Source organism: Nonomuraea longispora (assembly GCF_004348345.1).
In the GTDB taxonomy this organism is placed as follows: domain Bacteria; phylum Actinomycetota; class Actinomycetes; order Streptosporangiales; family Streptosporangiaceae; genus Nonomuraea; species Nonomuraea longispora.
Window position 1 is genome coordinate 1 of sequence record NZ_SMJZ01000168.1, and the last position, 20,447, is coordinate 20,447.

Here is a 20,447-nt window from a genome sequence, read left to right on the forward strand (position 1 = left end):
CGCCTCCAACGGCGCCACCTACGCTTCCACCGCCCCCGCCACCAGCACTCCCACTGACGGAACCCCGGCCTCCGGCGCTCCGGCCAACAGCGCTCCGGCCTCCGGCACCGGCACACCCCCAGGCACGGGCACGGACCCCGGCACGGACCCCGGCACGGGCACGGCACCCGGTACGGGCACCGACGTCGGCAGCGGCAGCAGCGGCTCGGGCATGTCCGGCACTTCGCCCGTGCCTGTTCCGCGAGCCGCGGACGGGTCGCCTCCGGCGGGTGGAGGTGACGACGTCCCGCGGGGCGCCGGCGGCTCGGCCGTGGTGCTCCATCCGCAGCCCGGGCACCACGAGGACGTCGGCGCCCTGATCAATCGGCAGACGCCCGAACCGGGCGGCGCCCTCGGCCAGCCGCACCGGGGGGAGACGATCGTGGGTGAGGTCACCCGGCGCCACGACACGCCCCTGTCCGGCCCCGAACACGCCGGAAGCCCCACACGTCCCGCGCAGCTCCACCCGGCCGAGCCGAGCCCGATCGGCGAGCCGTCCTCCCAGGGGGTACAGCCGGCCGGACTCCCCCGTGGTCCGCTGCTCACGGCCAATGTCCTGCCGATCAACGTCCCCTCGGGAAGCACGACCGACCAGCACCCCGCTCACGTTGTGGAACCCGTGGATCCCGGTTCCGCGCAGGAGAGAGCTGGAGGCGCCGGCCACGGTCGTGCCGACCCCGCGCCTGAGTGGGCCGGGCGCCCCGACCACGTCGACCACGTCGACCACGTTCGCCAGCGGCCGGCGTCCGGTGAACCGGTGGGTGGTCAAGGGGAAGCGGCGAGCGCCGCCCGGCAGCCGCGCGACCCCGGTACGCGACCGCCCCACGCCGAGCCGGTGACCTTGACGTCGACGTGGACGCCTCATGACGGGAGGGCGCCGGTCCTGGACCCCGTGGATCCCATGGGCGCCCGCCCGGCACCCGGTGAGTTCTGGCCGGTCGCCGATTCCCGGTCGCGGAACTTCGCTGAGGCCGCGGCGGTGGTGCACCGCTGGACGCCTCCCGGCGGGGACACCCCGCGGCCCGTGCCCGATGCGGAGCTCCTGGCCGAGGGCCGGCGGCTGAGGCGGGAACTGGGCGTCGTCAACGACAGCGAGACGACGGCGAGGGCTCTGGCGCGGATGAGCAGGATCTCCGGCGAGTCGGCGGCGCAGCGGGCCGTGCACCGGCTGGCGGACGAGGTCGGCCTGCACCGGGACATCGACGCCCTGGTCGACCTCTACAACGACGCCGAGCGGTTCGCGATGGCCCCGGACGGCGCCGCCGGTCGTGCCGCGCTGGCGGACACCCTCAGGGCGTGCATGGCGGCGGATTCCTTCCGCTGGAAGGGCTACCGCCATCGGGAGTTGTTCGGGCTGCGGGAGGTCACCGCCGCGCAGGCGCGTACGGCCGGGCTCATGCTCAGGATGATGGGGGAGCCCCTGACCCAGAGCAGGGTCAGGGATTTCGTCGCTCCCCTGCGCAGCGGGCAGGTGGGGCCGGGTCCTCATCGTGTCGCCGAGCTGCTCGTGGCCGTCCGTACGGCCCACGAGAACGGTTATCTGCCGGCCGGGGAGGGCGAGGCCGGCGCCTTCCGCCGAGGCATGGAGCAGTTCTGGAACGAGGACCCTGCCCTGTGGAACGGGATGGTGCTCGCGGAGAGGCACGCCGTGCCGGAGCCCGGCGACGCGACGGCCCGGCTGCTCGCTCACCTCGACGGGATCGTCGACCGCCCGAGGCTCGGCGGGGGGCACGACGGGTCCGCGCTGGCGCGGTTGTCGCTGGATGCCGGCCTGGGCGGCTCCGTCAGGCATCTCGTCCGCCTGGCGGAGGAGTCGCAGGCGTACGGCGCCGACCTCGTACGGGCGACGAACGCCCAGGAGCTCACCGGTCTACTCGTCGCGCACCGGGAGCGGGACCCTTACCTCTGGGACGGGCTGCGGCTCGCGGAGGAGCACGGTTTCGCGCGTCCCCGCGACGACGAGGCGCGCTCGCTGGCGCGGCTCGCCGAGCTCGCCCGCTCGGAGACGCCGTCCCGGTTGTGGGCGTTCGATCCGCTGCGCCGGCTGGCCACCGAGGCGGGGTTCGGCCATTCCGTGGAACGGCTGACGCGGAGGGCGGCCGACGTGCGGCAGGCCGGGTTCGACCTGTTCGGGCCGGTGGATCGGCGGGAACTGCTCGACGCCCTCGCCCCGCCCGCCGGCCGTGACGGGGCCGGGCGGTGGCAGGGGCCGCGGCATGTCCCGCCGGGGTTGCACGATCTGTCCCCGGCGGTCGTCAGGGAGGCTCGGCAGGCCGCGGTCCGGGAGCACGCGCAGGCGCAGGAGGCGTACGACCGTGCCCATTCCCGGCTGCGCCGCTCGTTGTCCCGGTTGGCCGGCCCCGATCCGCTGGCCGTGGCGGAGCGGGAACGGGTAGCCTCGCTGGACTCCCGCGTCGAGGCGTGGCGGCGCTGGCCGGAGCGGTCCGAGGTGTCGTACACGAGGGACTTCTCCGCGTTCCGCCATGCCTACGAGCGGGTGATGGAACGCGCGGTCGCGGGGGAGACGGTGATCCCGTACATGATGGGGAACGCCACCGCGTCCCTCGCCGACCGTGACCGGGGGAGGGGGTTCGGGCTGGAGCTGGAGTTCGACCTGCCGGACCGTACCGACGTCATGAGGCTGGAGGCGATCGCCCGTTCTCTGCACGAGGCCGGTCTGACCGGCGACGCCCAGATGCACGGCCGCCACACGATGCGCGGTGCCGGTTACCGTCCGGGCAAGGAGGGCGGGCGCGGTCTGTGGAGCCTGGAGCGGGACGGCACGGTCGCGGGTGAGCTGGTCTCGCCCATCCTGTACGACGAGCCCGCCACGTGGGAGAACCTCCGCATCGCCTGCGAGATCATCCGCTCCCACGGCGGCACGGCGAGCGTCTCGACCGGCGGGCACGTCCACGTGAGCGCCCACGACTACGACCACATCGTGGAGCACCACGCCGGGCTGCTGCGCTACGCGGGTCACCACGCCGACACGCTGTTCAGGCTCGCGCAGAACCCGGAGCGGGCGAGCCACCGGGGCCTGGCCTACTGCTGGCCGAACAACCTGCCCGCCGCGGGTTACCAGCCGATCGGCCCGGCGGCGTACGCCGCCGGGCCCCGCGAGGTGGCGCTGAACATGGAGGCGGTGCGCGGCAGCGCGCACGACCACGTCGAGCTGCGGTTGTGGGACGGCTCGCTCGACCCCGCCGTGATCCAGTCGCAGGTCAAGGTGTCGCTAGCGCTGGTCGAGGCGGCGTTGCGCACGGCGGCGCTGGGCGATCACCCCAACGGCGGCCGGCACGACGAGGTGGGCGCCCACGCCGAGCTCTTCGCGCACGATCCCGCGCTGGACGTCACGGAGCGGGGCAGCCTGGCCTTCCGTACGCTGATGGACGAGCTCTTCTGGCGGGCCGCCGACAAGGAGCAGCTCACGGCCCTGTACGCCGCCACACGATGGGTGCCGGGCACATGAGGGGACACGACGCCGTCGTGGTGGTCCGTAACGGCTCATCGGCGGAGGCCCCTCCGGCCGCTCCCCTCAGGAACGACGGCCGGCCGTACCGCTTCGAGATGATCTTCGCGGGCGGGAGCCTCCGCGGGTACGCCGGCGACGTGGCCGACCTCGTCGGGCTGCTCATTCCCGGGTACGGCGATCTCGCCACCGACGGCGAGCGCGCGGCGGCGCGGGTGCGGCTCGCCATGGACGTGCAGGTCGGGCTCCAGGCCCGGCTCGCGGCCGGACACCGGCTCGACGCCTGCGACGACGCGGAGCGCGCCGTGATCCTCGGCGGCCGGCACGAACCCCCCGCCCCCGTCCGGTGGAAGGCGCCGGTGCCCCTGGTGCTGGTCGCGGCCTTCTACGAGCCCGCAGGCCCGCTGCCCAGGCCGCAGGGGCCTGCCGACCTGCAGATCTGGCTCGACCCCGCCGGCGACCGGACCCTGCTGACCAGCCTGCACGCCGCCGGCGCGATCACGCTGAACATCAGGGCCGAGGAGCCGTGAGCCGGCGGCCGTGGGGCGTTCCGTTCTCCCTTCCCCAGCGCCCTGTGCCGGACGACCGCCATCCGACGAACGACCCCCCGCGACCGCCGGAACGGCGAGGCCCCACGGCACGTGCGGTCGAACGAACCACGGCAGGAACGCGACCTGTCGTGGGCCGCGCCGCAGGCGCAGGGGGAACCAGAGGTCCACCGCCACCAGCGTGCGCCCGTACCAGGCCGCCCGCCCCCGACCCGGTGCCGGCCGGGAACGCGCTCGCCTACTCCGCGCAGAGCGGGGACGGCCGCACCTCCGCCACCAACAACCGGGCCTCCTGGGCAGGTTCCATTGACAGGCGTGCACGCCGACCGAAAAGATACGGTCGTCCGTACAACTTCGTGGGCGTGAGGCACCGGATGACCGACATCGACTGGGCGCGGCGGCTGGCTCTGGAACCCGGCGCCGCCGTGCCGCTCTACTACCAGCTGCGCGAGCGCCTGCGCGCGGTGATCAGCGAGTGCGTGCCCGACACCCCGATCCCGGCCGAGAAGGACCTCATGGCCTTCGCGGGGGTCAGCCGGGCCACCGCGCGGCGGGCGATCGGCGACCTGGTGCAGGAGGGGCTGCTGGTGGCCCGGCAGGGCAGCGGCACCTACACCGCCCCGGCCGGCGTCACCTCCGAGCTGGGCTCACGGCCGGCCGGCTTCACCGAGACGATGGCGCGGCTGGGCCGCAAGCCGACCACGCGGGTGCTGGAGGCGCGCATGCAGCCGTGCGCCGCCGACCTCGCCCCCGCCCTCGGCCTGGAGGCCGGCGCGGGGATCGTCTTCATCGAACGCATCAGGATGCTCGACGACGAGCCCTGCATGATCGAGAGCGCCCATCTGCCCGCCGAGCTGGTGCCCGGCATCCTCGACCAGGACCTGACCGGCTCGCTCTACGGCCTGCTGCGGCTGAAGTACGGCCTGAGCCCGGCCTCCGGCAAGGAGACGATCGGCGCGGTCAACGCCGACTACCGCCTGGCCGGGCTGCTGCACGTGCCCATGGCCGCCGCCCTGCTGGCCACCGCACGCTCGACGGTCACCGAAGGCGGGCTGCCGCTCGAATACACGATCCGCCACGCCAGGGGCGACATCACGGTGTTCTCCGTCGAGCTCAACGACGCGAAGAACGCCCTGATGGGTCAGGGGCCGACATGAACCGTGTGTCCAGACGGAGCCTGCTCGCCGCCGCCGCGCTCGCGCCCGTGCTGGCCGCGTGCGGCGGCCGGGAGGACAAGCCCCAGGCCCCCGCCGACGGCGTGCCGCGCGGCGACCTGTCGGTCTGGCTGCACCAGACGCGGGCCTACGACGCGGTCTTCACCCCGCTGGTCGAGAAGTACACGCGGGAGTTCCGCGAGGTCGGCGTGAAGCCGCTCTTCATCCCGGTGGCCCAGCTCGACACCAAGCTGCTCACGGCCTTCACGGGCGGTTCCCCGCCCGACGTGTTCAGGGTCGGCGGCTGGACCATCCCCGGCCACGCCCGCAAGGGCCGCCTGGCGCCCGCGGACCAGTCGCTCAGCAGCGGCTTCGACAAGACGGCCGTCGACTCGCTCACCTACGAGGGCAAGGCGTACGGCGTACCGACCGACTACACCCTCTGCTACCTCTACTACCGCCGCGACCGGTTCGCCGAGGCCGGGCTCGACCCCGACAAGCCGCCCACGACGTGGGAGGAGGTCGCCGACTACAGCAAGCGGCTGACCTCGGCCGACGGGAAGAAGGTCGGCCTGCAGTGGATCCTCGGCAACCCGCAGTGGACGGTCATGCAACTGCTCGCCCTGGTCAAGGGGAAGGGCGGCACGATTCTCAGCCCCGACGGCAGCAGGGCCACGATGGCCACCGACGCGGGGGTGGAAGCGCTGCGGTTCTACGCCGGCCTGGGCAACGCCAAGCTGTCCAACCCGCTGTCCGCGTTCGGTTTGTTCGCCAGTGGAGAGGCGGCGATGATCGTCTCCGGCCTGTTCGCGATGGACCTGCTGCCGACGCTCGACAAGAAGCTGGAGTTCGGCAAGGTCTACGACATCGCGCCTATGCCGCGCTTCGACGCCGGTCCGGCGGTGGTGCCCGCCTACACCTGGGGCTGGGCGGTGGCGGAGAAGAGCGAGATCCCCCACACGGCCTGGCACTTCATCGACTACCTGCAGCGGCCCGACGTGGCGGCGGAGCAGCTGCGCGACGCGGGCTCGCTCACCCCGATCACGGGCTGGGAGAAGCTCGAAGGCGCCGACCAGAAGGCCATCGAGATCATGGCGGCCTCCGCCCCCGACGCCGACTTCGGCCCGCGGACCCCCGTGTGGGCCGAGATGGCCAAGGCGCTCACCGACGCGGGCGACGCCGTGGCCCACGGGAAGAAGACCCCTGAGCAGGCGGCGCAGGACTTCGACCAGGCGATGCGGCTCGCGCTGTGACAACCGTCCAACTGCGGATCGGCCGCCCGGCCACGCTGTCAGGCCAGGGACAGCGACGGGCGGAAGGCCGGGCGGGCGGGCTGCTGGCGCTGCCCGCGGCGATCTACTTCGGCGTGTTCTGGCTGCTGCCGTTCCTGTCGGCGGCCTATCTGAGCTTCACCCGCTACGACCTGGCCGGGATGCCGGAGTGGGTCGGCCTGGACAACTACCGCAAGATGGCGGAGGACCCGGGATTCTGGAACTCCGCCCAGGTCACCCTCGTCTACACGGCGGGCTCGGTCATCCCGTCGATCGTGCTGGCCCTGGCGATCGCCGTGCCGCTGGCGCGACCGGGGCGCCTCAACGGCGTGCTGCGCGGTCTGATGATGATCCCCGCGGTGATGCCGCTGGTGGCCACCTCCGTGGTCTGGCGCATCATCTACGCCGACGGCGGCCCGGCCAACGCGGTGCTCGGCGTCGCGGGGTTCGGCCCGGTGTCCTGGCTGACCGATGACGGGATCGCGCTCTGGGCCCTGGTGATCATGGTCACCTGGAAACACCTCGGGCTCTTCGTGATCATCCTGACGGCAGGGCTCCAGGGGCTCCCGCCCAGCGTGTACGAGGCGGCCGCGCTGGACGGCGCGGGGCCCGTACGCGCTTTCTTCTCGATCACCCTCCCGCTGCTGCGCAGGACTCTGCTCTTCGTGCTGGTCATCGCCGTGGTGGGGTCGATGCAGGCGTTCATCCCCGCGTTCCTGCTGACCGGCGGAGGACCGGCGGGCGCCACGGAGGTGCTGCCGTACTACATGTGGTCGAACGCCTTCGGCTTCGAGCGCATGGGCTACGCCTCGGCCATGGCCATGGTGCTGCTCGCGGTGCTGGTCGTGCTGTCGCTCGTGCAGTTCCGTTTCCTGCGCGGCGGTGGCGATGACTAGGGTCCTGCTCTGCCTGGTGGTCGCGGTCATGCTGCTGCCCGTCGGCGTCATGGCAGTCGTGGCCTCGGCGCCCGAGGGCGGCGGCGCGGAGTTCAGCCTGTTCGCCAACATCGCCGAGATGTTCGCCGGCGGCGACTTCCCCGTCTACTTCCGCAACAGCCTCATCCTGTCCTTCGGCATCGGCCTGCTCGACGTGCTCTTCGCCGGCGCGAGCGGCTACGCGCTCGCCAGGCTCCGCTTCCGCGGCAAGAAGGTGCTGTTCGTGCTGGTCGTCGGCACGCTGGCGCTCTCGCCCACCGTCGTCATGGTGCCCGTGTACGTGATCGTGCACCAGCTCGGCTGGATCGACACCTACCAGGGCATGATCGTGCCGAGCATGATCAGCGCGTTCGGCGTGTTCCTGGTCCGGCAGTTCGCCCTCGGCCTGCCCGAGGAGTTGCTGCTCGCGGCGCGGGTGGACGGCGCGGGCGAGGTCCGGATCTTCGCCACCATCGCCGTCCCGCTGCTGCGGCCCGCGCTGCTGACGCTGTTCCTGCTGCAGTTCCTCACGCAGTGGGACAATCTGCTCTGGCCGCTGCTCGTCGCCAACGACCCGGCGCTGTGGCCGCTGCCGGTCGGGATCTCCCAGCTCCAGACCGAGATCGGCTACGACATCCGGCTCATGACCACCGCCGCGCTCGTCACCGCGGTGCCGCCGATCGTCCTCATGTTCTTCCTCCAGCGCTACTACGTCGCCGGACTGACCCTCGGGGGTGTCAAGAAGTGACCGCCTTCGGCGAGTGGACGCTCGTCCACGGCCTGCCCGCGTTCTCGTACACGATGGACCAGGAGCGCGACCCGCGCGCGTCGTGGGACCCGATCCTCGATCCGCCGACCCGGCGGCACGTCGTCCACCTGGGCAACCGGCGCATCACGCTGGTGGCCGACAACTACGGGCGCTTCGACCTGTTCGACGAGCACACCGGGCTGCGCTGGCTGACCCGCGAGACCGGCGTCGCCACGGCCGGCGGCCTGTCGACCGCAGGGTCCACGACCGAGCGGCTGTTCGGCCCGGCGTTCGCGGTGGTGCGGGTCGCGGACGAGCGGGTCCGGCTGGAGCGCACCGTGCTCTGCCCGGAGGGCGAGCAGCCCTGGGTGCTGATCCGGCTGCGCGTGCGCAACCTGACGGACGAGCCGGTACGCCTGCCGCTGACCGAGGAATGGCAGTCCCGTCCGGCCGACGTCCGCCTGATCAGCGGCCCGGCGCCGGCCCCCGACCCCGGACTCGAACTGGAGCTGATCGGCGGCGAACGCACCCGCGCGGGACGTCTCACGATTCCCCTCGACGTGGAACCGGGCGGCGAGCGGACCGTCGAGCTGCGCTACGGCCTGCTCGGCGAGGACGCGCAGGAGATCGGCGGCACCGAGGAGAGCCTCGCCGGGCTGGCCGCGCGGCTGCCCCGGGCACACGCGGGCCAGGCTCCCGAGGCCGAGCGCGAGGTGCCCTGGCACGCGGCGCTGCTGACCGGCGGCGCCTGCGCCGACGGTGTGCTCGGCGGCCACACCCTCGACCAGGGTTCGTGCTACTCCTTCCGGCACGGGTTCAACGGGGCCGCGCGCGACCCGCTCCAGCACGCGCTGCCCCTCGTGTACACCGAGCCCGACCTGGCCCTGTCCGTGCTGCGCAACACCTGCGCCTGGGGGAGCCCCGACGGCGACCTGCCGTACGCGCTGGGGCCGGACAAGTCACCGTGGACCGACCTGTTCCGGCCGTCCGACCAGAACCTGTGGGCGTTGTGGCTGGCCGCCGAGTACCTGGCCGCGACCGGGGACGTGGCCGCGTTCGGCGCGGACGTGCCCTTCCACCCGGTGCACGACGCGCCGCCCGTGCCGCTGGGGGAGCACCTGCGACGGCAGTTCCGCTTCTTCGCCGACGTGGTGGGGCGCGGCGACCACGGGCATGTGCGCATCCTCAACGCCGACTGGAACGACCTGGCGATCTCCAGGAGCGGCGCACCCGCCGAGGACATGGTCGAACGCGGCGAGTCGGTGCTCAACTCCGCGATGGCGGCCTGGGTGCTCCCCCGCTACGCGGCGCTGGCCGAGCGGCTCGGCGACCACGCGACCGGCAAGGAGGCGCGCGGGCTGGGCGCGACCCTGCGCGACCTGGTGGCCGGCGAGTGGACCGGACGCTGGTTCCGCCGCGCCTACGGCCCGGGCGTGGTGGTCGGGGAGGACGACCTGTGGCTGGAGGTCCAGCCGTGGGCGATCCTCTGCGGGGCCGCCACGCCGGACCGGGCCCGCGAACTGCTGACCACGATCGAGGCCACGGCCGCCGCCGGATCGCCCCTGGGCGCGCGCGTACGCTGGCCCGCCCTGCCGGGCGGCAAGGCCGGGGACGGCGCGGTCTGGTACGCGATCAACATGACGCTCATCTGGGCCGCCGCCGAGCACGCCCCCGAACTTGGCTGGTCGTGGTGGCGGCGGATGTCGCTGGCCTCCCACGCGGCGGCCTACCCGGAGGTGTGGGAGGGCACGCTGTCCGGCCCCGACGCCTACCTGCCGCCCGAGGCGGCCCGCCCTGGCCGCACCTGGGACCTGGCCGACCTCGGCGTCGCCATGCAGGCCTACCCGGTGGCCAACCTGCACGCGCACGCCCAGCCGCTACTGGCCTACCTGCGGCTGCTGGGCGTCGTACCGGACGGGTCGGGCCGCCTTCACGTCGGTGGCGGCGCGTCGTTCGGGAGCCGGGCGCTGACCGTCACGCCGGACGGGCACGGGCGGCTCGCGGCCACCGGCCATGTGGAACTGATCACCCCGTCCGGCTCCGTGTCCGGAGCGGGACCCCTCACGTGGTGACGCGGCTCGGGGTCGACGTCGGGGGCACCACCGTGAAGTGGGCGATGCTCGGCGCGGACCACGAGGTGCTCGGCTCGGGCTCCGCGCCGACGCCGCCAGGGCCGGGCGCGGTGGTGGAGCTGGCGCGCGGGCTCGTACGTGAGGGCGTGACGAGCATCGGGATCGGCCTGCCCGGCCACGTCGACCGGGCCGCGGGGATCGCCCGGTTCGTGCCCAACCCGCCGGGCGACTGGACGGATTTCCCCGTCGGGCCGCAACTGAGCGCCGGCACCGGGCTGCCGGTCGCCGTGGTCAACGACGCCCGCGCGTTCGCGCTGGCCGAGCTCCGCACGGGCGCTGCCCGAGGCAGGTCGGACGTGCTGTTCGCGGTGCTCGGGACGGGCGTCGGCGGCGCGGTGGCGCTGGGCGGCGAGATCCTCGCGGGGCCCCGCGACAACCTGGGCGAGGTCGGCCACATCACGGCCGACCCCTCAGGGCCGCCGTGCTGCTGCGGCAACCGGGGCTGCGTCGAGACGTACGCGGCGGCCCCGGCGATCGTGCGGGGACTCGACGGCTTCGCCACCGCTGCCGCCGTCGCGGCGGCGGCGCGGTCGGGCGACCGGGAGGCCGCGGCGGCGATGAGCCGGGCCGGACGGGCGCTGGGAGTGGCGCTCGGCGACGCGGCGGCGCTGCTCGGGATAGGGACGATCGTCGTCGGGGGCGGAGTGGCCGGGGCGCTCGACCTCATGCTGAGCGCCATGCGCGACGAGTTCGAGCGGAGACGTCCGCTCATCGGTGACGTGACGGTGTCGCCCGCCGCGCTCGGCCCGTGGGCCGGGGCGATCGGCGCGGCGCTCTACGGAGGTGAGCCGCAGTGAAGTGGATCAGGCAGGCGATGGAGCTGCTCGGGGAGATCGAGCGTACGCAGGAGGAGCCGATCGCCGCCGCCGCCGGCATCGCGGCGCGGGTGATCGGCGACGGGGGAGTGGTGCACACGTTCGGGACCGGGCACTCGCGCATGGGCGTGGAGGAGTTGTTCCCCCGTTACGGCTCCTACCCCGGTTTCCACCCCGTCGTGGAGTTGTCGACGACGTTCTACACCCAGGTCGCGGGGGCGAACGGGATGCGGCAGGCGATGTTCGTCGAGCGGGTCGAGGGGCTGGCCGAGCAGATCCTGGCCAACTACGAGCTGCGGCCGACGGACGCGGCGATCGTGTTCAGCGTCAGCGGCCTCAACGCGGTCCCGATCGAGATGGCCATGGGGCTGCGCAAGGCGGGCGTGCCCGTCGTCGCGGTGACGTCGTCGCGGGAGACGTACGCGGTCGAGCCTGGCCATCCGAGCGGCACCCGGCTGGCCGACCACGCCGACGTGGTGATCGACCTGCGCACGCCCGTGGGCGACGCGTTGTGCCGGGTCGAGGGGCTGGCCGAGCCGGTCGGGCCGGGCAGCACGCTGGCGGTGGTCGCCGTGGTCAACGAGATCAAGGTCCGTACGGCGGAGCTGCTCGCGGAGGACGGCCTGGTGCCGCCGGTGATCTCCAGCGCCAAGCTCGTCGGCCGGGAGCGCTCCGACGAGCTGTTCGAGGCCGCCTACCTGGAGCACGCGCGCCGGGCCTGCGAGGTGCTGAGGAAGCCGGGCGCATGACCGTCGTGGTGGCGGGGGCCGCCGGCGGCATCGGCCGGGCCTGCGTGGAGGCGGTGCGGGCGGCGGGCGGCCAGGTCTTCGGCGCCGACCTCGACAACGACCTGGACATCACCCGGCCGGGCGGGGCCGAGCAGGCCATCGCCCAGGCCTCGGCCTACGGGAAGATCACCGGGGTCGTGCACGCGGTCGGCATGTCCGGCAGGGCGCTGGGCGACGGCGGCGTCACCGCGTGCGGCGACGAGGCGTGGGACGAGGTGCACCGCGTCAACCACACGTCGGTGTTCCGGCTGCTGCGCGCGGCCATCCCCGCGATGGAGGAGGGCGGGTCGATCGTGGTGGTCGGCTCGGCACTGGGCACCACGCTCGACGACGACTTCCGCACCGTCGCCTACGCCTCGTCCAAGGGGGCGCTCATCCCGCTGATCAGGTCGGCCGCCCGCGAGACGGCGCCGCGCGGGGTGCGGATCAACCTGGTCTCCGCCGGCCTGGTGGCCACCCCCATGAGCCGCCGCGCGCAGAACGACCGCGCCATCCAGGCCAGGCTGCCCGAGCTCATGCCGCTGGGGGCCAGGCTCTGCACCCCTGAGGACATCGCCGCCGCCGTGCTCTGGCTGCTGTCGCCCGCGGCAGGGCGTACGACAGGAGCCGTCATCCCCGTCGACGGCGGCTGGCATCTGCGATGAGAGGAACGCTGCGGTGAACGTGCTGTGGGAAGGCGACGTGATCGTCGCGGGGGGAGGCAGCGCGGGGTGCGCCGCCGCGGTGGCAACCGCCAGGTCCGGCGCCCGCTGCCTGCTGGTGGAGAGTGCCGGGTACCTCGGCGGCACCGGCGCGGCGGTGCTCGACACCTTCTACGGCTTCTACGCGCCGGGGCCCACGTCCCCGAGGGTGGTCGGCGGCATCGGGTGGGAGGTGTGCGAGCGGTTGTTCGCCACCGGGTCGGCGTTCGAGCGGCCCAACACCTACGGGGCGGGGACGGGGGTCACGTACGAGCCCGAGGCGCTCAAGCTGGTGTGGGACGAGCTCACCGCCGGCGTCACCGTCCTCCTGCACGCCCGGGTCTGCGGGACGGGCGACGAGGTGGAGACCGTCGCCGGGCGGTTCGCGATCAGGGCGCCGGTGCTGGTCGACGCCACAGGGGACGCGGAGATCGCCTGGCGGGCCGGGGCCGCGGTCGAGCGGCCCGGCATGCGGCTGCAGCCGATGACCACGACGTTCCGGCTCGGCGGCGTGGACCTGTCGGCGACCTCGGCGGCCGAGCTGCGCGCTCTCATGGAGGAGGCGGGGGACGCCTACGGGCTGGCCCGGCGCGACGGGTCGGTGCACAGGACGGTGCACGACGGCATCGTGCACGCCAACCTCACGCGGGTGAGCGGCCTGGATCCCACCGACCCGCTCGAGTTGTCGCGGGCCGAGCGTGAGGGGCGGCGGCAGGCGGACGCGTACGTGCGCTTCCTGCGGGAGAAGGTCCCGGGGTACGGCTCCGCCGTGCTGCTGGGCACGTCGATCCGGATCGGGGTGCGGGAGTCCCGACGCCTCAAAGGCCGATATGTCCTGACCGCTGAGGACGTACTGGCCGGGCGGGACCATCCCGACACGATCGCCCGCTGCGGCGCCCCCATCGAGGACCACGACGCGGGAGCGGGGACCCGCTGGGAGTACGTCCGCGACCACGGCACCTACGGCATCCCCTACCGCTGCCTGCTGCCCGCCGCCGAGGCCCCCGGCCTGGTCGTGGCGGGGCGATCCCTGTCCGCGACCCACGACGCGCACGCCTCCGCCCGCTCGATGGGGCAGTGCATGGCCATGGGGGAGGCCGCGGGCACGGCCGCCGCCCTCGCGGTGGAGAGCGCGGCGGAACCGGCGGACGTCGACGTGGACGTCCTGCGCGGCCGGCTGCGCGCGAACGGAGCCATCCTGTGACGGTCCGCACCGTGCTGGGCGACGTCGGGGAGCTCGGCGTCACCTACTCCCACGAGCACCTGTTCATGACCGGCGGCTGGCCCGTGCGCAACGAGCCCGACTACCGGCTCGACTCGCTGGAGGCCGCCGTCGCGGAGGTCACGGCGGCGCGACGGCACGGGCTCGACGCCGTCGTGGAGATGACCCCGCTGGGCTTCGGCCGCGCCCCCCGGCTGATGCGGGCGCTCTCCGAGCGCACCGGCCTGCACGTGGTGGCCGTGACCGGCTTCCACAAGAGCACGTACTACAGCGACGCGCACTGGCTGCACCACTACGACGCCGACGAGATCGCCCGTCTGCTGGTCTCGGAGATCGAGGAGGGCATGGACGAGCTCGGCCTGGTCGGACCGATCGTGCGGCGTTCACCCGCGCGGGCCGGCGCCATCAAGCTCGCCGCCGGCTACCACCGGCTGCCGCACGTCCGGCTGATCAGCGCCGTCGCCCAGGCCGCGCGCCGCACCGGCGCCCCGGTCGTCACCCACTGCGACAAGGGCACGATGGGGCACGAGCTGCTGGACGCGCTGGACGTCGACCGGGTGGTGCTCGGGCACATCGACCACAACCCCGACCCCGGCTATCTCGTCTCGCTGGCGGAGCGGGGCGCCTACCTCGCCTTCGACCGGCCGGGCCGGGTCAAGTACGGGCCGGACAGCGACGTCGTGGCGCTGGTCGAGGCGCTCGCGGGGCGGGGGCTCGGGCACCGGTTGTTGTTCGGCATGGACCTCGCCCGCAGGTCCTACTGGCCGAGTCTCGGCGGCGGGCCTGGTTTGACGTACCTGCTGGAGAGGTTCGTGCCGCGGCTGGAGGCCGCGGGGCTCGGCGAGGTGGCGCGGGCGGCGCTGACCGGCAACGCCGCCGCGGCCTTCGCGATCGGCTGAGGCTCAGGGGAGGTTCTTCTGGGCGGTGTTGTTCCAGGAGGCGTTGGTGCCGATCTCCGGGGTGGAGCCGGCGAAGGCGCCGCGGGCGTAGGTGTCGCCCTGGAGGGTGTACATCAGCCAGGCGGTCAGGTAGCCGAGGAAGCCGCCGCCGTCGCCCTGGATCGTGTTGTGGCCGGCCCCCTTGAGCATGGCCTTGGCGGCGGGGCCGGGGACGGCCTGGTAGTAGGCGCGGATCGCCGAGTGCGGGGAGATGATGCCGTCCTGGGTGCCGCTGAGGAAGAGCACGGGGCAGTCGAGCTGGTCCACGTGGAACGCGTCGTCCGGGTCGACCCAGATCGGGGCGGGCAGCGCTATCGGCACGACCGACGAGATCAGGCCGCCCGACTTGGTGGCCGTGTTGACGGAGCCGCCCGCGCCCTGCGAGTGGCCGACGGCGCCGACCCTGCCGACGTCGAGCTTGCCGTGGAACACGCTGGAGGAGTCGCCGTTCCTGGCCACCAGATATTCCGCGGCGTCGATCATCTCCGCGCCGGTGCCCGTCGTCGTGTCCGTCGTGGCGATCACCACGAACCCCCAGGAGGCGAGCTGCTCGAGCACTCCCGGATACTGGGCGGGCACGGCATCCGTGCCGTTGCCCCAGGTGACGATGGGGTGTTCGACGCCTCCTTCGCCCAGGTCGGCCGGGTAGTGAATGCGATAGCCGGCGGCGACGTCGGCGGTGGCCACCTCCCATGGCCCCGCTGCCGCGTAGTGGGCCTCGATCGTGTCGGCGGCCCGCGCTGGGGAGACCAGGACCCCCAGGAGCAGCACCACGGCGGCCATGAGCTTCATGCACCCTCCACAAATTGTACGGATGACCGTATCTTTCGCTTCGCCAGCCACCCTGTCAACACGTCTGACGGCGCACACGCTATCCACTCGCGCCGCAGACCGGGAAGCCGCTGCCCTGGGTGAAATCGATTTCCCGGATTCTGGGGCGAGCGGCGGTGATCGTCAAGAGCGCAACGTGGGCTGATCGACCTGGGTGCGTACGTGTGAACGTTCCACTTGCTCGCGGCGGCCACCCCCGGCCGGGTGGCCGCCGCTCCACCCGTCAGGCCTGCGTACGGTCCAGCTCCAGGCGTACCCTGGCCAGCCAGGACCCCCAGCCGTCGTCCGGCCTGCTGTCACCGATGCGCAGGTAGAACCCCGGAGAGTCGCCCCGCAGGTCGGTCAGGTCGAACGTGTGCTCCGCCCGGTTGGACCGGTCGCGCACGTCGTCCTCCTCCCGCAGCACCGTCCGCCAGGTCTGCTGGTCGGTCGAGACCTCCACCAGGTAGTGGTTGGCGATGTCGAGGGTCAGCGACCCGCCCGTGACCTGGGCGGGCAGCTCGAACCGGTAGGTGGCGTGGCTTTCGCCGTCGGTGAAGCGGGCACGCCCGTCGTGCACCTCGCCGTCGAGCTTCGACCCGCCCGCGTCCAGGAGCCAGGGCTCCTCGGCCGGGGTGCCGGGCGTGAACTCCACGGTGTCGCCGATCAGCGTGATCGCCACCTGCTCCCCGGCCGACCCCTGGCCGGAGGTGGCGGCGAGCCTGACCGCGTGGCTGCCGGGCCCGGCCGTCGCCGGCACCGCCACCTCGAACGTCAGGCTCTGGGACGCGCCCGGCGCGAGGGGCCCGAAGCGGGCGGAGGCGGGCCTGACCGTCCAGCCCTCCGGCCCGGTGGCGGTGAGCCGCCCGCTCGCGGGCCTGGTGCCGTGGTTGCCCACGGTCGCGGAGAGCTTCACGGCCTCGCCGGGGGCGGCGAAGACCCCGGAGCTCTCGACGACCAGCGTCGATGTGCCGGGCGGCTCGTGAGCGAGCAGCTCCACCTCCGCCAGCGACACCGTCCTGCCGTCGGTGAACCTGAGCCGGTAATGGGGGTACGCGCTCGGACTGGTGATCTTGAACGGGCGCGTCTGCGACCGCCACCGGAAGCTCTCGCCCGCCCGCTTGTCGATCGACTTCCACGCGTTGCCGTCCTTGGAGCCCTCCAGGACCCACCCGGACGGATCCTGGACGGGATCACCCGAGCCGGACGTCAGCGTGTAGTAGCGCGCCGTGCGCTCGCCGTCGAAGGAGTACCGCACCCATTCGGGCAGCGTCGCCCCGGTGGCCGAGTCGTCGTCGAACAGCGCGCTCACGTCCGCGTCGCCGGGCGCCGACGCCGTGCCGCGCCCCGGGCCCGTGAGGTCGTGCAGCGGCGTCGGGACCCGGTCGTCGCCGGTGATCGAGGGCGGAGCGGCGTCCTTCCCGGTGCCCCAGCGCGACGGCTTCGGCCCCATCTCGAACACCAGCTCGCCGCCCTTGGCGATCAGGTCATGCGGCAGGTACGTCTTCCCGTACGGCTTGCCGTTGACCTTCAGCCCCTGGACGTACACGTTGCGGGCGCTGTTGCCCGGCGCCTTGATCACCAGCTTCCTGCCGTTCTCCAGGCGCACGGTCGCCTTCGTGAACAGCGGCGAGCCGATCGCGTAGTAGGGGCTGCCCATCTGCAGCGGGTAGAAGCCGAGGGCGCCGAAGACCTGCCAGGCCGACATCTCCCCGTTGTCCTCGTCCCCCGGGTACCCCTGGCCGATCTCGCTGCCCAGGTACAGCCGCGAGAGTGCCTCGCGCACCGTGGCCTGGGTCTTCCACGGTTGTCCCGCGTAGTCGTACATGTAGGGGATGTGGTGCGAGGGCTGGTTGCTGTGCCCGTACTGGCCCATCCGGATGTCGCGGGCCTCGCGCATCTCGTGGATGATCCCGTTGTACGAGCCGGGGAACAGCGCGGTCTCCTGGTCGTCGAAGAACGCGTCGAGCTTGCCGGCCAGCTTGTCCGCGCCGCCGTACAGGTTGGCCAGGCCGCGGCCGTCCTGCGGCACGTGGAAGGCCATGTTCCAGCCGTTCGTCTCGGTGTAGTCGTGGCCCCAGTGGCGCGGGTCGTACGCGTCCGGCTTGAGCCGGAACGAACCGTCGGCGCTCCTGCCCTGGAAGAAGCGGACCGCGGGGTCGAACATGTGCACGTAGTTGAGCGCCCGGTTCCTGAAGTACTCGTGCTCCTCCAGGTAGCGGGCGCGCTCCGCGCCCTTCGACCGTTCGGCCAGCGCCTTGGCCATGTTCGCGATGCCGAAGTCGTTGATGTAGCCGTCCATGGCCCACGACATGGCCTCGCCCGTCGACTCCGTGCTCGTGTAGCCGAGGAAGACGGAGGTGGACAGGCCCTTGCGCCCCACGTGGCGGGTGGGCGGGGCGACCGTGGCGTTCTTGAGCGCCGCCTCGTAGGCGGTCCCGGCGTCGAACCCCGTGACCCCCTTCAGGTGGGCGTCGGCGAAGGCGACGTCGGAGCTGGTGCCGACCATCAGGTCGGCGTAGCCCGGCGAGGACCACCGCGCGATCCAGCCGCCGTCCTCGTACTGCCGCACGAACCCGTCCACCATCTCACCGGCGGCCTTCGGCGTGAGCAGCGCGTACGCCGGCCAGGTGGTGCGGTAGGTGTCCCAGAAGCCGTTGTTGACGTACACCTTGCCGTCCGCCACCTTCGCCCCGGTCTCGGTGGGCGTGCTGGGCGGGGTCTCGGTGGCCGACTGCACGGCGTGCCTGTACACCGGCCGGTCGGCGGTGCCGGTGTTCTCGAAACCCGAGTTGGGATACAGGAACAACCGGTACAGGTTGGAGTACAGCGTGACGAGCTGGTCGTGGCTCGCGCCCTCGACCTCGATGACGCCGAGCTTGGCGTCCCACGCCTTGCGTGCCCGCTCGCTGACCTGCTCCAGCGTGTCGGAGGCGCCGATCTCCAGCTCCAGGTTGCGCTTGGCCTGCTCGACGCTGATGAGCGAGGACGCGATGCGCATGGTGACCGTGCGCGCCTGTCCAGCGTCGAACGCGAGGTAGCCCAGCACGTTGTCGCGTCCCTCGCCGGTCAGCTTGCCGCCGCCGGTGACCGGGCGGTCGAAGGTCGCGTAGTAGAACATGCGCGTGGCCCCGGTCGACAGGTCGCTGCGCACGTCGGAGTAGCCCGTGACCACGCCGCCCGGCACGTCCAGGGTCAGGCCGCCGTCGCCGGTCGCGTTGTCGAAGATCAGCTTGGCCGACGACTTCGGGAAGGTGAAGCGGGCCAGCGCCGCGTGGTCGGTGGGCGCGATCTCCGTCTTCAGGCCGTTGTCGAAGGTGACCGCGTACAGGTGCGGCTGGGCTACCTCCCGCTCGTGGCGGAAGGGCAGCGCGCGGGCGGTCCTCGACGGGTCGGGCGTCCCCTCGGCGGCCGACGGCATGAACTGGAACGTCTGCCGGTCGCCCATCCACGGACTGGGCTCGTGGCTGGCGGTGAACGCCTGGATCTCGGGCAGGTTCGCCGCGTTGTTGGCCCGGTGGTACTCGTAGAGCCATCGCGTCGAGGACGCGTCCGTCATCGGCGTCCAGAAGTTGAAGCCGTGCGGCACGGCGGTGGCGGGGAAGTTGTTGCCCCGCGAGAACCCGCCCGTGGAGTGGGTGCCGCGCGTGGTGAGCACATACTGCGAGGGCGAGCGCTGGTCGCCGCCGCGGCCCTCGTACGGCTGCCGCTTCCGCTCCGAGACGATCTTGATGTCGTCGACCCAGCCGCGGAAGCCGGCCTCGCCCACGGGACTGTCGTAGGCCACCAGGATGCGGCTGATCCGCTTGCCCTTGGCGACCTTGCCGATCTCGGCGCGCTTGAAGTTCCACTGGTCGGCGTACAGGGTCTTCGACTCGCCCTGCTCCCGGGGCGCCAGCCGGACACCGTGCTGGTCGACGGCCTTCAGGTCGCTGAGGTAGGTGCCGTCGCCGAAGGCCAGGTCCACGGAGACGTACGTGCTGGGATAGCGCAGGTCGGCCGCGGTGAACTCGGGGAAGACCAGGTAGGACAGCTCCATCCCGGACGTGACCGGGATGTCCACCTCGAACACCTTGTTGGTGGAGTAGCCGCCCTCGCTCGACGTGGTGCCGCCCGCGTACCGGAACGCGCGCAGGCCGGTGAAGCCGGCGCGCGGCTTGGACACGTACCCCCGGGTCGGGCCCTCGCCGACGTGGCTGCGCATGTCGCCGGGCGGTCGGCCGCCGGCGTCGCCGTCGGACAGCTCCCACTCGGCCAGCTGCAACATGGGGGCGCCGCCGACGCGGGTGACGTTCAGCCGGTAGTGGGAGTAGGCGCTCGTGTTGGTGAAGCGGTATTTCTTGCGCTGGTGACGCGCCGAGAACGTCTCGCCGGTCCGGGTGTCCAGCGTCGTCCAGGTCTGCCCGTCCTGCGAGCCCTGGAGCTGCCAGTCACGGGGGTCACGCTCGGGCGCGTCGTCGGCGGAGGTCAGCGCGTAGTGCACGACGGCGACCGGCTCGGACAGCTCGTACTGCGCCCAGCCGGTGCCGCTGTCCACGAGCCACTTGGTGCTCGCGTCGGTGTCGGCGAGGTTCTCCCTCACCTCGCCGGAGTCGAAGAACTCGCCGCTGACGGTGATCCGGGCGATCTTGTCGGAGACGCCGCCCTCGATGCCGCCTGGCAGCGTGCCGACGACGTTCTCGGCCTTCTTGTCGCCCTTGGCGTCGGTCTCGGGGGTGTCGGCCCAGGCCGGCTGGGGGTCGCCGGTCTCGAAGGAGGAGGCGAAGGCCGCTCCTTCCTCCTGGACCAGTTTCTGCCCGTCCCGCGCCGCGCGCCGCGCCTGCTCGGCGGACGGAGGCGGCTCGCTCGCCGTCGGATCGGGCGGCGGGCTGGAGGAAGGGCCGGGGGCTGGGGTGCCCGAAGGGCCGGGATTGGGAATC

The 20,447-nt window shown here is 72.8% G+C and carries 13 protein-coding genes and 1 pseudogene; 12 read left to right on the forward strand and 2 right to left on the reverse strand.

Translation table 11 applies throughout. From position 1 onward, the window contains the following. The 12 genes and pseudogenes from E1267_RS44825 to E1267_RS32835 form a co-directional block, all read left to right on the forward strand. Nucleotides 1-3,508: pseudogene (locus E1267_RS44825) on the forward strand (amidoligase family protein); the annotation flags it as partial. Further along, nucleotides 3,505-4,038 carry a hypothetical protein gene (locus tag E1267_RS32785; RefSeq protein ID WP_132338316.1) on the forward strand — a complete coding sequence of 178 codons (534 nt, stop codon included), beginning with the start codon at nucleotides 3,505-3,507 and terminating at the stop codon, nucleotides 4,036-4,038. The pseudogene E1267_RS44825 and the gene E1267_RS32785, both read left to right, overlap by 4 nt. 380 nt (nucleotides 4,039-4,418) lie before the next feature. Continuing rightward, a complete protein-coding gene (locus tag E1267_RS32790) occupies nucleotides 4,419-5,213 on the forward strand; it encodes a GntR family transcriptional regulator (RefSeq protein ID WP_132338318.1) in 795 nt (264 codons plus the stop codon). 5 nt (nucleotides 5,214-5,218) lie between these two features. Continuing rightward, entirely contained in the window at nucleotides 5,219-6,463 is a 1,245-nt protein-coding gene (locus E1267_RS32795; RefSeq protein WP_165959929.1) for an ABC transporter substrate-binding protein, read from the forward strand. Continuing rightward, nucleotides 6,460-7,377 (forward strand): carbohydrate ABC transporter permease, encoded by a 918-nt coding sequence (locus tag E1267_RS32800; protein WP_132338322.1) that lies wholly within the window; start codon nucleotides 6,460-6,462, stop codon nucleotides 7,375-7,377. Before E1267_RS32795 ends, E1267_RS32800 begins: the two co-directional genes overlap by 4 nt. Then, entirely contained in the window at nucleotides 7,370-8,143 is a 774-nt protein-coding gene (locus E1267_RS32805; RefSeq protein ID WP_132338324.1) for a carbohydrate ABC transporter permease, read from the forward strand. The genes E1267_RS32800 and E1267_RS32805 overlap by 8 nt, the downstream gene beginning before the upstream one ends. Continuing rightward, nucleotides 8,140-10,215, forward strand: a complete 2,076-nt coding sequence (locus E1267_RS32810) for a GH36-type glycosyl hydrolase domain-containing protein (RefSeq protein ID WP_132338326.1) — start codon at nucleotides 8,140-8,142, stop codon at nucleotides 10,213-10,215. The genes E1267_RS32805 and E1267_RS32810 overlap by 4 nt, the downstream gene beginning before the upstream one ends. Then, the gene (locus E1267_RS32815; RefSeq protein ID WP_132338327.1) at nucleotides 10,209-11,072 is read left to right on the forward strand and encodes an ROK family protein; all 864 of its coding nucleotides are present in this window, start codon (nucleotides 10,209-10,211) and stop codon (nucleotides 11,070-11,072) included. Before E1267_RS32810 ends, E1267_RS32815 begins: the two co-directional genes overlap by 7 nt. Continuing rightward, the gene (locus tag E1267_RS32820; RefSeq protein WP_220449786.1) at nucleotides 11,069-11,839 is read left to right on the forward strand and encodes a sugar isomerase domain-containing protein; all 771 of its coding nucleotides are present in this window, start codon (nucleotides 11,069-11,071) and stop codon (nucleotides 11,837-11,839) included. Before E1267_RS32815 ends, E1267_RS32820 begins: the two co-directional genes overlap by 4 nt. After that, nucleotides 11,836-12,522, forward strand: a complete 687-nt coding sequence (locus E1267_RS32825) for an SDR family oxidoreductase (protein WP_132338329.1) — start codon at nucleotides 11,836-11,838, stop codon at nucleotides 12,520-12,522. Before E1267_RS32820 ends, E1267_RS32825 begins: the two co-directional genes overlap by 4 nt. A gap of 13 nt (nucleotides 12,523-12,535) precedes the next feature. Further along, nucleotides 12,536-13,762, forward strand: a complete 1,227-nt coding sequence (locus E1267_RS32830) for an FAD-dependent oxidoreductase (RefSeq protein ID WP_132338331.1) — start codon at nucleotides 12,536-12,538, stop codon at nucleotides 13,760-13,762. Then, nucleotides 13,759-14,679, forward strand: coding sequence for a phosphotriesterase family protein (locus E1267_RS32835; RefSeq protein ID WP_132338333.1), 921 nt, complete (start codon nucleotides 13,759-13,761; stop codon nucleotides 14,677-14,679). The genes E1267_RS32830 and E1267_RS32835 overlap by 4 nt, the downstream gene beginning before the upstream one ends. Nucleotides 14,680-14,682: 3 nt before the next feature. On the opposite strand, the gene E1267_RS32840 is transcribed toward E1267_RS32835, so the two are convergent. Beyond that, entirely contained in the window at nucleotides 14,683-15,510 is an 828-nt protein-coding gene (locus tag E1267_RS32840; RefSeq protein WP_132338335.1) for an alpha/beta hydrolase family protein, read from the reverse strand. Between the two features lie 262 nt (nucleotides 15,511-15,772). Beyond that, on the reverse strand, nucleotides 15,773-20,447 hold a 4,675-nt coding region (locus E1267_RS32845), incomplete at its 5' end, for a GH92 family glycosyl hydrolase (RefSeq protein ID WP_220449787.1).